General features: G+C 65.4%; 11 protein-coding genes, 1 tRNA gene and 1 pseudogene. 8 read left to right on the top strand and 5 right to left on the bottom strand.

The window, feature by feature from the left end; all coding sequences use genetic code 11:
* Window positions 1-3: 3 nt before the first annotated feature.
* Both G566_RS14170 and nhaA read left to right on the top strand, forming a co-directional pair.
* Window positions 4-449 (top strand): annotated as a pseudogene (locus G566_RS14170) (GDP-mannose 4,6-dehydratase); the annotation flags it as partial.
* A 46-nt stretch (window positions 450-495) separates the two neighbouring features.
* Window positions 496-1,671, top strand: a complete 1,176-nt coding sequence (gene nhaA / locus G566_RS0110395) for a Na+/H+ antiporter NhaA (protein WP_022680609.1) — start codon at window positions 496-498, stop codon at window positions 1,669-1,671.
* Between the two features lie 3 nt (window positions 1,672-1,674).
* Here the strand turns inward: nhaA and G566_RS0110390 are convergent, their stop codons facing one another.
* From G566_RS0110390 to epmB, 4 genes are all read right to left on the bottom strand, one after another.
* Complete coding sequence (locus tag G566_RS0110390) at window positions 1,675-2,169, bottom strand: Dps family protein (protein ID WP_022680608.1); 495 nt, start codon at window positions 2,167-2,169, stop codon at window positions 1,675-1,677.
* 115 nt (window positions 2,170-2,284) lie between these two features.
* The gene (locus G566_RS15690) at window positions 2,285-2,989 is read right to left on the bottom strand and encodes a hypothetical protein (RefSeq protein WP_051136026.1); all 705 of its coding nucleotides are present in this window, start codon (window positions 2,987-2,989) and stop codon (window positions 2,285-2,287) included.
* A 23-nt stretch (window positions 2,990-3,012) separates the two neighbouring features.
* Window positions 3,013-3,402: a glycine zipper 2TM domain-containing protein gene (locus G566_RS0110380; protein ID WP_022680607.1), complete on the bottom strand. Its 390-nt coding sequence runs from the start codon at window positions 3,400-3,402 to the stop codon at window positions 3,013-3,015.
* A gap of 82 nt (window positions 3,403-3,484) precedes the next feature.
* Window positions 3,485-4,507: an EF-P beta-lysylation protein EpmB gene (gene epmB, locus G566_RS0110375; protein ID WP_022680606.1), complete on the bottom strand. Its 1,023-nt coding sequence runs from the start codon at window positions 4,505-4,507 to the stop codon at window positions 3,485-3,487.
* A gap of 131 nt (window positions 4,508-4,638) precedes the next feature.
* Here epmB and G566_RS0110370 point away from each other — a divergent pair, with 131 nt between their 5' ends.
* The 6 genes from G566_RS0110370 to G566_RS15435 all read left to right on the top strand — a co-directional run bounded on the left by G566_RS0110370 (window position 4,639) and on the right by G566_RS15435 (window position 12,759).
* The gene (locus G566_RS0110370) at window positions 4,639-6,780 is read left to right on the top strand and encodes an FAD-dependent oxidoreductase (RefSeq protein WP_022680605.1); all 2,142 of its coding nucleotides are present in this window, start codon (window positions 4,639-4,641) and stop codon (window positions 6,778-6,780) included.
* A 103-nt stretch (window positions 6,781-6,883) separates the two neighbouring features.
* Complete coding sequence (locus G566_RS0110365) at window positions 6,884-9,904, top strand: TonB-dependent receptor (protein WP_022680604.1); 3,021 nt, start codon at window positions 6,884-6,886, stop codon at window positions 9,902-9,904.
* 13 nt (window positions 9,905-9,917) lie between these two features.
* Window positions 9,918-11,174: a NupC/NupG family nucleoside CNT transporter gene (locus G566_RS0110360; RefSeq protein ID WP_022680603.1), complete on the top strand. Its 1,257-nt coding sequence runs from the start codon at window positions 9,918-9,920 to the stop codon at window positions 11,172-11,174.
* The gene (locus G566_RS0110355; protein ID WP_022680602.1) at window positions 11,167-11,772 is read left to right on the top strand and encodes a CDP-alcohol phosphatidyltransferase family protein; all 606 of its coding nucleotides are present in this window, start codon (window positions 11,167-11,169) and stop codon (window positions 11,770-11,772) included. Before G566_RS0110360 ends, G566_RS0110355 begins: the two co-directional genes overlap by 8 nt.
* On the top strand, window positions 11,769-12,476 hold the full coding sequence (locus tag G566_RS0110350) for a DUF3047 domain-containing protein (protein ID WP_156874498.1): 708 nt from the start codon (window positions 11,769-11,771) through the stop codon (window positions 12,474-12,476). Before G566_RS0110355 ends, G566_RS0110350 begins: the two co-directional genes overlap by 4 nt.
* Before the next feature lie 70 nt (window positions 12,477-12,546).
* Window positions 12,547-12,759, top strand: a complete 213-nt coding sequence (locus tag G566_RS15435; RefSeq protein ID WP_156874497.1) for a hypothetical protein — start codon at window positions 12,547-12,549, stop codon at window positions 12,757-12,759.
* Here the strand turns inward: G566_RS15435 and G566_RS0110345 are convergent.
* Window positions 12,738-12,812: transfer RNA gene (locus tag G566_RS0110345), tRNA-Val, on the bottom strand. The two genes, G566_RS15435 and G566_RS0110345, sit on opposite strands and share 22 nt — an antisense overlap.
* Between the last annotated feature and the right edge of the window lie 11 nt (window positions 12,813-12,823).

The raw sequence follows: 12,823 nt of genomic DNA, 5'->3' as shown, positions 1-12,823 counted from the left end.
ATCGGCATGCAGATCCGTGATTGGCTGCATGTGGAAGATCACTGCCGCGGCATCGAGGCGACCCTGCTCAAGGGCCGGGTGGGCAAGACCTACAATATCGGTAGCGGTGCCCATTGCCCAACCTGACCGTGATCGAAACGCTGTGCGCTGCCGTGGATGCCGCCTTTGCCGCTGACCCCGGCCTCGCCGCGCGCTTCCCGGGCTCGCCGGCAGCCAAGGGCCAGCCCACCGCCAGCCTGAAAACCTTCGTCACCGATCGTCCTGGCCATGATCGGCGCTATGCCATTGACGAGACCAAGGCACGCGCCGAACTAGGCTATGCTCCGGCGCGGACCTTCGATCAGGGCTTTGCCGAAACCCTGCACTGGTATCTGGCCAATAAAGGCTGGTGGCGGGCGGTGATCGACGGCAGCTACCGCGACTGGGTGGCCACCAACTATACACGCTGAACCGGATTTCCTTTCCGGCCAGAGCCTTGCTTGCTAACACAGGGCCATGGCATTTCCCCTGCCCCGCCTGCGCCTGAGCGTCATCCGTGAGTTGCTGTCCAGCCAGGCGGCGGGCGGCCAGATATTGATGCTGGCGGCTGCGGCAGCGATGGGCATTGCCAATTCGTCGCTGGCCGAGGATTATTTTCACCTGCTGCATGTGGATGTCGGGCCGATGAGCCTGCTGCACTGGATCAACGATGCGTTGATGGCGGTGTTCTTCCTGCTCGTCGGCTGCGAGATCAAGCGCGAATTTGTCGATGGCGAGATGGCGACATGGCCGCGCCGCATATTGCCCGGCGTGGCAGCGGCGGCGGGCATGGCGGCGCCGGCGTTGGTGTTCGTGGGCCTCAATCTTGACGCTCCGGCCAATTTGAAGGGCTGGGCCATCCCCACCGCGACCGACATCGCCTTTGCATTGGGCGTGATGGCGCTGCTTGGCAAAAAGGTGCCGGCCAGCCTGAAATTGCTGCTTACCGCCATTGCCGTGATCGACGATCTGGGCGCGATCGTGGTGATCGCCGCTGTCTATACCGAGGGGGTTGATCTGGCGGCACTGGCGGCGGCGGCCGGGCTGTGTGGCCTGCTGGCCTTGCTCAACGGGCGGCGAGTGCAGGTGGTGTGGCCCTATCTGCTGTTGGGGGCGGCCTTGTGGGTTGCGGTGCATGCCAGCGGTATCCACGCCACGCTTGCCGGGGTCATCACCGCGCTGGCGCTGCCCATCAAGCCCAGCCCCGGAGTGCCGGAAATCCATGACAGCCCGCTTCTGCGGGTGGAGCATGGCATTGCGCCGTGGGTGGCCTTTGCCATTGTGCCGATCTTCGGATTTGCCAATGCCGGCGTGGATGTGCGCGGGCTTTCATTGGATGCCGTGATTGATCCGCTGGTGCTGGGTATCGCGGCCGGCCTCGTGTTCGGCAAGATGATCGGCATCTTTGGCGCGATCATGGCACTGGTGAAGCTAGACATCGTCGACATGCCGGCAAATGCCAATGGCTGGCAGATCTGGGGTCTGTCGCTGCTGTGCGGGATCGGCTTCACCATTAGCCTGTTCATCTCTGCACTGGCCTTTGGCGAAGGCAGCCCCCAGGAAGCGGCCGCCAAGCTGGGCATCATTGCCGGCAGCGTGGCGGCCGCGCTGGCTGGCGTGACAGTGCTGCTGTATTGCAAGCGCGGCGACTGAGCCTCAGCCTAGGTTGGCGCGCAGCATCCAGGCGGTCTTTTCGTGCACCTGCATGCGCTGGGTGAGCAGATCGGCAGTCGGCTCATCTTGGGCCGCGTCGGCCAACGGAAACACGCTGCGCGCGGTGCGAACAACGGCCAGCTGATCGTCGGCCAGGATGCGCACCATCTCGGTGGCGCTGGGCACGCCGTCGGCCTCCTTGATGGTCGAAAGCTTGGCAAAGGCCGAATAGCTGCCCGGCGCCGGTTCACCCAGCGCGCGGATGCGTTCAGCGACCAGATCAACCGCCAGCGCCAATTCCGTATACTGGCCTTCGAACATCAGGTGCAGCGAATTGAACTGCGGGCCGGTCACGTTCCAGTGGAAATTGTGGGTTTTCAGGTAGAGCGTGTAGGTATCGGCGAGCAGCCGCGACAGGCCGTCGGCAATCGCGCGGCGCTGGGCATCGGGCATGCCCAGATTGATTGCATCATCCTTGGCTTTTTTCTTGGCCATCATTAGTCTCCTTTGGCAGAAGCATAGGCCGGGCATGCAAATGGCGTCCATCGGGATTATCCGATGAACGCCATCGCTTTTTTCAACCGCTCAGCGGTAGGCGCTTAACGGCAGACGCTTATCGGCAGACAACCCGGTTGCGATCGACGCTGTTGCCGATCACGGCACCCAGCGTGCCGCCGATGATGCTGCCCAGCACCTTGGAACCGCCCGGCGCCAGCACATTGCCGAGCGTTCCACCGGTGAGGCCGCCGATAATCAGTCCGGTGGTGCCATCGCTGCGCCGACAGTAATAGCGGTTGTCATATCCGCGCCAGATCTGATCATTGGCACCAAGGAAGCGCGGCTGGTAGCTGTTGCCGGGGCGATAGAATTGCTCAGCATGCCAGCCCTGACGGTTCCAACCATCCTGGCGATAGCGCCAATCATTGGCCGGCCGGCCACCGGGGCCCCAGCCGCGGCCGTTCTTCTGGCCACGGCGGCGGTCATCATCATCCCAGCCGCCGCGGCGGCGATCATCGTCCCAGCCGCCGCGGCGGCGATCATCGTCCCAGCCAGCCCGATAAAGATCGGCACGATCCTGACGGAATTCGCGCTGCGCCCGATAAAGTTCACGCGACTCTTCGCGGATGTCGCGGGGATCGCCGCGATACTGGGCCCGGGCGAGATCGCGGCGTTCTTCCTGCAACCGATCATAGCTGCGCGCCACTTCGCGCGGGGAGGCGTTGCGGCGATCGCGCCAATCATCATCGCCGGCCAGCGCCGGGGTGGCGGCGCCCATCGTGAGCAGGGCAAGGCCCAAGCTGATTTTCAGGCTGTTCATGGTCACTCTCCTTGAGATGCGGTTCAGCGGCAGACGGTGCGGCCGCGATCGATGCTGCGTCCCAACAGGCCGCCGACAACGGCGCCGGCCACAGTGGCCACGGTGCGATCATTGCGCCTGGCCACCTGGTTGCCGATCACGCCGCCAGCAATCGCGCCAACAACCGTGCCGGTCCCGCCGCTGCTGCGCCGGCAATAGCCGTCGCCCTGATAATCGCCGCGGTATCCGGCGTTATAGCCGCCATTCCAGTTGCCATTGCGCCGGGGGTCGCCGCGATAGCCATCGTCCCAACCGCCCTGATAGCCGCCGTTCCAGCCGGCCTGCTGCACGGGTTCCTGCCACTGGGCTGCGGCCGGGGCTGCGATGCCAAGGCCAAGCGAGGTGAGGAGTGCGATGGTCAGCGTCATCTTCATGGACCGTCTCCGGCTGGTGTTGATGAAGATTGATTCGCACAGATCACATGTGAACTGTCTGAACGGACTTGTTATCGCCCGTTCATGTGGGCAGCGCCCACAGCGGCGTCTTGCCCGTTTCACCCGGCACTTCGCGCACGATGCGCGGTACCAGATAACCGGGCAGCGCCGCCCGCAGTTCAGTCTCGATTCCGCGGGCGCGGGATTCATCCACATCGAAATGCGCTGCCCCGTCCACCGGATCGGTGAGGTGGAGATAATAGGGCAGCACGCCAGCCGCGAAGAGCCGGCGGCAATGGGCCGCAATCGTGGTGGCATCGTCGTTCACCTGCGCCAGCAGCACCGACTGGTTGAGCAGAGTCACCCCCGCCGCCCGCAGCCGGCCCAGTGCTGCCGCCACGTCGTGGGAGATTTCCCGTTCATGATTGCTGTGGGTGACGATCACCACGGTAAGCCGCGTGCAGGCCAGCAGATCGACCAGCGCCGGTGTTACCCGGTCCGGAATGGCCAGAAACGTCCGGCTGTGCAGACGCAGCGTGGTGACGTGCGGGATGGCAGCGATGGCCGACACCAGCGCGGTCAGCCTGGCATCCGTCAGGCTGAGCGGATCACCGCCCGACAGGATGACTTCGTCGATGGCGGCATCGCCGGAAATCACCGCCAGTGCCTCGGCCTCGCCGGAGCGGGTGAGCATGGCGGCGCCATAATCCGTGTGGCGGCGGAAGCAGTAGCGGCAGTGGATGGCGCAGGCGCCGGACGCGATCAGCAGCGCCCGGCTGCGATACTTGCGCAAAACGCCGGGCGCGGCGCGATAATCGGCCTCCTCCAGCGGATCGGTGAGGCGGCCCGGCTGCGGCAAGGCTTCCTCGCCGCGCGCCAGCACCTGCAGCAGCAGCGGATCAGCCGGATCGCCGCGGCGGATCAGCGAGAGATAATGCGGCGGCACGGACAGCGGGAAATCCGGCTGAGCGATCACGCCCTCGGCAAAATCCGCCGCTATCAGCCCGATATGGGCCAACAGATCGGCGGTACTGATGCGGGCAGCACGGGCCTGCGCTTGCCAGGCTTCGGCGGGTGGCAGGACAAGATCAACAACGGGGGACATGCCGGGGGCGAATAGCGGAGTGCGCCGGCAAAGGGAAACACTGCATCCTTTGCCGCCACTCGTGCGAACAACAGATTTGCGTGGCCTGCGCTTTGCGTTCACCGTGACCTGATGAAACGGAACCCTGCCCGATGAAACGTCTGCCCATCATCCTGCTGATCGCGGCGGCGATCTTCGCCTGGTTCCAGTTCGACCTTGGCCAGTACCTCACGCTTGATGCGCTGAAAGCCCGGCAGGGCGAGATCGCCGCGCTCTATGCTGCCAACCCGGCTGTGGTGATCGGCGGCTATTTCGCGGCCTATGTGGCACTCACGGCCCTGTCCTTCCCCGGTGCTGCGATCATGACGCTGGCCGGCGGGGCGATCTTCGGCCTGGGGCTGGGCCTGCTGATCGTCTCCTTCGCCTCCACCATCGGCGCAACCTTGGCCTTCCTCACGTCCCGCTACCTGCTGCGTGATTGGGTGCAGGGCAAGTTCGGGGCGCGGCTTGGCGCGATCAACGCCGGGATTGAGTGCGATGGCGCCTTCTACCTTTTCTCGCTGCGGCTGGTGCCGGTGTTTCCCTTCTTTGTGGTCAATCTGTTGATGGGCCTCACCCCCATTCGCACGCTCACCTATTTCTGGGTCAGCCAGATCGGCATGTTGCTGGGCACCGCGGTCTATGTGAACGCTGGCACGCAGCTGGCCGGCATTTCCAGTTTGCGCGATGTCGCCTCGCCCGGCCTGCTGGCCAGCTTCGCTGCGCTGGGCCTGCTGCCGTGGATCGGGAAAGCCGTGATGAGCGCGCTGAAGCGCCGCCGCGTCTATGCCCGCTGGACCCGCCCAAGCCGGTTTGACCGCAACATGGTGGTTATCGGCGGCGGCGCGGCTGGACTGGTGAGCGCCTATATCGCCGCGACGGTGAAGGCCAAGGTGACGCTGGTCGAAAGCCACAAGCTGGGCGGCGATTGCCTCAACTATGGCTGCGTGCCATCGAAAGCCTTGATCAAGTCCGCCCGCATCGCCCACCAGATGCGCCACGCCGATACCTATGGCCTGACCCCGCACGAAGCCCAGTTTGATTTCCGCGCCGTCATGGCCCGCATCCGGAATGTCATTGCCACCATCGAACCCAACGACAGCGTGGAGCGCTACACCGGGCTGGGTGTCGACATGGAGCTGGGCCATGCTCGCATCCTCGATCCCTGGACGGTGGAGATCACCCGTCACGACGGCGCAACCCAGCGCCTCACCACCCGCAGCATCGTGATCGCGGCCGGTGCCGCGCCGCTGGTGCCGCCGCTGCCGGGCCTCACCGACAGCAATCACCTTACCAGCGACACGCTGTGGGATGCCTTCTCGGCGCTCGATGCCATTCCCAAACGCATCATCGTGCTTGGCGGCGGCCCGATCGGTTGTGAACTGGCGCAGGCGCTGGCCCGGCTGGGCGCGCAGGTGAGCCAAGTGGAGATGGGCCCGCGCGTGCTGCCGCGCGAGGATGACGATGTCGCCGCCATCGCTCATGCAGCGCTGCTCGGCTCCGGCGTGGAGGTGCTCACCGGCCATGCGGCGGTGCGGGTGGAAGGCGCGCAGACCCTGATCGTCAGCCACGCCGGCGCCGAACGCGCCCTGCCCTACGACGCGCTGATCGTTGCAGTTGGCCGCAAGGCGCGCCTCACCGGCTATGGCTTGGAAGAGCTGGGCATCGAGACCGAACGCACGGTGGTGACCGACGATTATCTGGCGACGCTCTATCCCAATATCTACGCCTGCGGGGATGTCGCCGGGCCATACCAGTTCACCCATGTCGCTTCGCACCAGGCCTGGTATGCAGCGGTGAACGCGCTGTTCGGCCAGTTCCGCCGCTTCAAGGCGGATTATCGCGTCATCCCGTGGACAACCTTCCTCGATCCCGAAATCGCGCGCGTCGGCCTGTCGGAAGATGAAGCCAAGGCCAAGGGCGTCGCGGTCGAGGTGACCACCTACAAGTTGCACGAACTCGACCGCGCCATCGCCGACAGCGCCACCACCGGTTTCGTGAAGGTCCTCACCCCACCCGGCAAGGACAAGATACTGGGCGCCACCATCGTCGGTGACCATGCCGGCGAGCTGCTGGCCGAATATGTGCTGGCGATGAAGCACGGCCTGGGCCTCAACAAGCTGCTCGGCACCATCCACACCTACCCCACCATGGCCGAAGCCAACAAGTTCGCCGCGGGCAACTGGAAGCGGGCGCATGCGCCGCAGGGTCTGCTGGCCTGGGTGGGCCGCTATCACGCATGGCGATTGCGGTAGTGGAGAGGGGGTAACCAATCGCCGGCCTGTTGCGTATTTGAATGGCAACAGTCATGAAAACCGCGCGCACGCCTGTGGGTGGCGGAGCACTTGGGGGATTGGAATGAAGGGTTTGAACCGGGCTGCGGCCGTCTTTCTGGCCGGCGCAGCGATGGTGGCGATGCCGGCGCAGGCGCAACAGGCCGGCATCCAGATTTCGGTGGTAGATGCGCTAAGCGGCGCACCGGCAGCCGATGTGGAAGTGGTCATCGAAAATCCCGGCACCGGTTTCCGCCGCGTGGCCCGCACCGATGCCCAGGGCCTGTTGCGGCTAGAAGGCCTGACCACCAGCGGCCAGTTCCGGATCAGCGCCGCTGCCAGCGCCGCCTATGACGCCGCCGAACCGCAGTCGCTCACCTTGCGCAGCAATTTTTCCAGCAGCATCACCCTGCGGTTGACCCCCGTTGGCCAGACCATCACGGTGACCGGCGCACGGACTGTTGTTGGCCTCAACGCCGTCAACGCCGAAGTCTCCGCATCGCTGGGCCGCGAGCAGTTGACCGCGCTGCCCATCGAAGGCCGCGACGTGATCGGTTCGCTGATCCGGCTGCCGAACGTGGTGGCCAGCACCGGCTTCTTCCCGGAAGCGCCGTCGATCTCGATCAATGGCAGCAATGGCCTCGACACCAATTATCTGATCGACGGCCTCGACAATAACGAGAATTTCCTTGGCGGCATCAAGTTCCCGGTGCCGCTGGGCTTCACCCGCAGCGTGACGGTGCTCGCCAACAGCTATTCGGTCGCCTATGGCCGCACCGCCAACGGCATCGTCAACTATACCACGCCATCGGGCACCAACGAGCTGCACGGCGAAGCCTATGGGCTGCTCCGCCCCGGCCGGCCGCTGGACGCCGCCTCGCCCTTCCCGCGCCGCGACCTGTCGGGCAACGCGGTAGGTGAAAGTTTCGAACGCTATCAGGCCGGCTTTGCGCTCGGCGGGGCGATCGCGAAGGACAAGACCTTCTTCTACATCAACTACGAGTATACCCGCGATCGCAACACCCAGGTCGTCGATGCGCCGCTGCTCGGCATCACCGACACGGTGACCGGCAACAACCAGTTCCACCTCGCTTCGCTGCGGCTCGATCATCGGCTGACCGATGACTGGACCCTGGGCCTGCGCGCCAATATCGGCCGCGTCACCATCGAACGGCCCGGCGGCGGGCTGGGCGGCGGCAACAGCCTGCCCTCGGCCGGCTCCAACCAGGATCGCCATTCGACGCTGGTTGCTGCCACGGCGAGCTATGCCGGCGATGACTGGAGCTATGATGGCGCCGTGCAATATGCGCGCTTCCGCTGGGATTATGGCGAGGCGCTGGCCGGGCCGGGGCCGCAGGTGGTGATCCGCGACCCTTCGGGACTGACCGCCGGCGTCGTCGGCCACCCCGGTTATCTGTTCGACAGCCTGGAAGAGACGATCCAGACCACCCATCGCCTGCAACGCAAGCTGGGCGCACACCGGCTGCGGCTGGGCGCCGACGTCATCCACAGCAACTTCACCCTTTTGGGCGGCGGCAACCCCGATGGCAATTTCGTCGTCGATCTGACCGCGCCGCAGCTGGCCGCGCTGCGCGCCGGCGGCCGCGGGCTGGGGCTGACCGCCAGCGACGTGCTGGCGCTGAACCCGGTGGTGGCCAATTACGCCGTTGAATTGCGACCGCAATCCTTCGGCACCGATCAGACCTTGCTGGCCTTCTATCTGGAAGACGAATGGCAGATCAGCCCGCGGTTCACCGCCACGCTGGGCGTGCGCTGGGATTATGACAGCCTCACCGCCAAGGGTTTTGGTGGCGGTGACTTCGACAATATCGCACCGCGGCTGGCGCTGAACTGGCGGCCGGATGCCCGCTCGTCGGTGCGCTTTGGCGCCGGCATCTTCACCGGCAAATTGAGTTATGCCGTCATCTCCGACGCCCTGCAGCGCAACACCACAGCGCCGGCCTTCCTCACCCAATTGGGCCAATTGCAGAGCCGCGGCCTCATCCCGACCGGTATCAACCTGCGCGACGTGACGTTCGACGGCAACCTCACCGTCGCCCCGCCCTGCGCCACGGTTTCGGCCTGCCCAACCCCGGCGCAGGTACAGGCGCTGCGCGGCGCCGCCACGCTGGGCGAAGCGCGCATATTGTCGCCCACCGGCTATGACAGCCCGTGGAGCCTGCAGTTGAGCGGCGGCTATCAATATCAGGCGACGTCCACACTGACGCTGAGCATCGATGGCATCTACAGCCGCAGCCGCAATCTGGTGCGGCTGCGCGACCTGAATGCGCCGGCGGCCTTCACGCCCAACACCGCCGCGCTCACGCCGGCCAATATCGCCCTGCTGCAGGCCGCGCCCGACAATGCAACGCGGGCGGCGCTGGCGCAGACGCTGGGCCTCGTGCGCAGCCAGGCTGCCGCTGATGCCAGCCGGCCGGTCGCGCTGGTCGCGGGCGGGGCGCGGCAGATCACGGTTTCGGAAACCGAAGGCCGCTCGGAATATATGGCGCTCATCCTGCAGGCCGTGAAGGAGCGCGGCGCAGATGATTATGGCTTCCGCCTCAGCTACACGCTGTCGCGGCTGAAGAACGACACCGACGACATCAACTTCCGCGCTGCCAATGCCAATGATTTCAGCACCGAATATGGCCCGTCGGCAAACGATCGACGGCACTTGATTTCGGCGGTGGGCTATCTCTATCCGATCGAGGGCCTGACGTTGACGGCCGCCGGCCTGTTCCAGTCGGGCCAACCGGTCAATCTGGTGCCCGATGCACGGATTTTCGGCACTCAGGATCTGAACGGAGACGGCGCTTCGTTCGGCGAGAATTTCGTCGGCAATTCCGACCGTTTCCCCGGCGCCTCCCGCAATTCGGCGCGGCTGCCGTGGTCAGCCACGGTCGATCTCGGCGTCCGTTATCTGCTGCTGAAGCGCATCGAGCTTTCGGCCGACGTGTTCAACCTGTTCAACGCCAACAACCAGTCCGGCTTTGCCAACGCGGCCACCACATCCAACCAGGTGCAGTTCGGCGGCGGCGCACCCTTCGTGCAACGCAACGCCGGCCCGCCGCGCCAGTTCCAGTTCGGTATCGCGTACAAGTTCTGATATGCCAGCCGGGATGCAGCAATTTCAGGGTCTGATCGGGCTGGCGGCCATTTTGCTGCTGGCTTGGGCGTTCAGCGAAGACCGCGCCAATCGCCCTGGCTGGCGCTGGCTGGGCGGCGCGTTGCTGCTGCAACTGGCGATTGCCGTGGTCGTGGTGCGGGTGCCGCCAATCTGGGCCGCCGTTGGCGTGGCCAATCAAGGCGTGGCTGCCATCGAGAAGGCCACGTTGGTCGGCTCCTCCTACATGTTCGGCTATCTGGGCGGCGCGCCGTTGCCATTTGCCTTGGCGCAAGGCGCCAGCCCGCCGCTGATCATCGCCTTCCAGATCCTGCCGCTGATCATCGTGTTTTCGGCGCTCTCCGCGCTGCTCTGGCACTGGGGCATCTTGAAGGCGCTGGTGCGCGGGCTCAGTTGGGCACTGCGGCGCACGCTGGGCGTTTCGGGCGTTGTCGGGCTGGGCGGCGGCGGCACGCTGTTTCTGGGCGTGGTTGAATCGCCGCTGGTGCTGCGCGCCTGGTTTGCCACCATGTCCCGATCCGATCTGTTCGCCATCATGGCGATGATCATGGCGACGATTTCGGGCGCGATTCTGGTGCTCTATGCCAGCACGTTGGGCAAGGTGATCCCCAACGCCGCCGGGCATCTGATCGTGGCCAGCCTCATCTCCCTGCCCGCCGCGCTGATGGTCGCCCGCCTGATGGTGCCGGGCCAGCCGCAGTCCAGCGAAGCGGCCGAGCCTGACCTCGCCTATGATGGCGCCATGGACGCCGTGGTGCGCGGCGCCATGGAAGGCGTGCAGCTGATGCTGGCGGTGATCGGCATCATCATTACCATCTTCGCGCTGGTGGCGCTTGCCGATCAGATATTGGCGCTGGCGCCCCACGTGGATGGCGCCGCCCTCACCCTTAAGCGCATGTTCGGCTGGATCTTCTCGCCGTTCATGTGGGCGATTGGCGTGCCCTGGGATCAGGCGCCAGCGGCGGGCGCATTGATGGGCACCAAGGCCATTCTCAACGAATATGTCGCCTATCTCGATCTGGCGGCCCTGCCCGCCGGCACGCTCGACCCGCGCAGCGCCCTCATCGTCACCTACGCGCTGGCCGGCTTTGCCAATCTGGCCAGCATCGGCCTGCTCGTTTCCACCATCGCCAGCCTTTGCCCAGAGCGCCGTGCCGAAGCGGCCGGACTGGGCGTCAAGAGCTGGATCGCCGGCAATTTCGCCACGCTGATGACCGGCGCCATGATCGGCCTGGTGACTCCGCTTGCTTGACGCCCGCCTGCGCCCGCTGATCGACCCGCCGCTGAACGCGTTGGGGCGGGTTCTGGCAGACCTTGGCGTGACAGCCAATGCGATCACCAGCATCGGCATCCTGCTCGTCATCGGGGCCGGCGCACTGCTGGCGCAGGGCCAGTTCACGCTGGCGCTGGTTGTGATCATCGTCAACCGCCTGCTCGACGGGCTCGATGGCCCGGTTGCGCGCATCACCGGGCCAACGGATTTTGGCGGCTATCTCGATATCGTCGCCGATTTCGTCTTCTATCTCGCGGTGCCGCTGGGCTTTGGCCTAGCCGCACCGGCCAACCTGGTCCCGTCGCTGGTGCTGGCCTGCTGCTTCGGCCTCACCGGCATCAGCTTCCTCGCCTTTGCCACCATCGCCGGCAAACGGGGCATGGAAACCAGCGCCCATGGCAAGAAGACCTTCTTCTACAACACAGGCCTGGCCGAGGGAACAGAAACCATTGTGGTCTTCATCCTGTTCTGTCTGTGGCCCGCCCACTTCCCCACCATCGCGCTCACCTATGCTGGCCTGTGCATCGTCACCGTCATCCAGCGCACGGCGGCCGCATGGGCGGCGTTCAAGCCATGATCGCAGCCCTGATACCCACACTGATTGGAGCGGTCGTGGTGGGCCAGTTCAGTGCCGAAGGCCCGGTGCCGCCACCGTGGCAGGTCGCTGTCGTTTCCAAAAAGGTGCCGCCCACACGCTACCGCGTCACCCGCATCGACGGCGTCATGGCCATCGAAGGCAGTGCCGAAGCCAGCATGGCGTTGCTCGCCCGGCCAATCACGGTTGATCTCAATGCAACGCCCATGCTGTGCTGGCGCTGGCGCATCGCAGCACCGGTGGCGGGCGCCAACATGAAGACCAAGGCCGGCGATGATTATGCCGCCCGTGTCTATGTGGGCTTCGATATTCCCGATGGGCAATTGGGCCTGGGCACCAAGATGAAGCTTGGCCTTGCCCGCCGGCTGTTCCCCGGCCCCATCCCCGATGCGGCGGTGAATTATGTGTGGGACAATGTGCACCCCATCGGCACCACAGCGCCCAACGCCTACACCGATCGCGCCCGCATGGTGGTGGCGCAAAGCGGCGCCGCGAATGCCGGCCGCTGGGTGGAGCAGCGCGCGGATCTGGCCAGCGATTATGCCCGCGCCTTCCCCGGCACGACGGCCAAGGCCACCTCCATCGCCGTGGCGGTGGACACGGATCAGACCGGCGGAGCCACGCGGGGCTGGTTTGCCGATCTGCACTTCGTGAGCCGGGATCAGGCCTGCCGCTTCCCAGCCTGAGCGGGCCAACCGCTTTCCTTGTCGTCACCCCAGAATTGCTCCGGGGCGACGGGCGCGTTTTGGGCGGGCCTTGCGCGATGCCGCATATCGCCCATCGGCCAGCTGGCGAGCCATGCCGATGCTGGTGAGCGCGTCGAGCAGTGCTCGGCCTGCTTGCTGCACCGCAGGCTGGACGTGCGGCACGCACCGCGCCATCGCACCGATGGCGGCAACGGCACGCCTGGTCAGCGTGATCAGGATCGAGATTGAGCGGGATGCAAGTGGTGGGCGCGACAGGGATTGAACCTGTGACCCCTGCCGTGTGAAAGCAGTGCTCTACCGCTGAGCTACGCGCCCACTTGCTTGGC

Origin of the sequence: Sandarakinorhabdus limnophila DSM 17366, from assembly GCF_000420765.1 — a bacterium.
Taxonomy (GTDB): domain Bacteria; phylum Pseudomonadota; class Alphaproteobacteria; order Sphingomonadales; family Sphingomonadaceae; genus Sandarakinorhabdus; species Sandarakinorhabdus limnophila.
Note: the sequence above shows the minus strand (reverse complement) of the source record. Positions and strands in the feature narration are given on the sequence as shown.

Excerpts from the sequence above, each read along its gene's own strand:
- nhaA (WP_022680609.1), top strand. The coding sequence starts at position 496 with ATGGCATTTCCCCTGCCCCGCCTGCGCCTGAGCGTCATCCGTGAGTTG.
- G566_RS0110390 (WP_022680608.1), bottom strand. The coding sequence starts at position 2,169 with ATGATGGCCAAGAAAAAAGCCAAGGATGATGCAATCAATCTGGGCATG.
- G566_RS15690 (WP_051136026.1), bottom strand. The coding sequence starts at position 2,989 with ATGAACAGCCTGAAAATCAGCTTGGGCCTTGCCCTGCTCACGATGGGC.
- G566_RS0110380 (WP_022680607.1), bottom strand. The coding sequence starts at position 3,402 with ATGAAGATGACGCTGACCATCGCACTCCTCACCTCGCTTGGCCTTGGC.
- epmB (WP_022680606.1), bottom strand. The coding sequence starts at position 4,507 with ATGTCCCCCGTTGTTGATCTTGTCCTGCCACCCGCCGAAGCCTGGCAA.
- G566_RS0110370 (WP_022680605.1), top strand. The coding sequence starts at position 4,639 with ATGAAACGTCTGCCCATCATCCTGCTGATCGCGGCGGCGATCTTCGCC.
- G566_RS0110365 (WP_022680604.1), top strand. The coding sequence starts at position 6,884 with ATGAAGGGTTTGAACCGGGCTGCGGCCGTCTTTCTGGCCGGCGCAGCG.
- G566_RS0110360 (WP_022680603.1), top strand. The coding sequence starts at position 9,918 with ATGCAGCAATTTCAGGGTCTGATCGGGCTGGCGGCCATTTTGCTGCTG.
- G566_RS0110350 (WP_156874498.1), top strand. The coding sequence starts at position 11,769 with ATGATCGCAGCCCTGATACCCACACTGATTGGAGCGGTCGTGGTGGGC.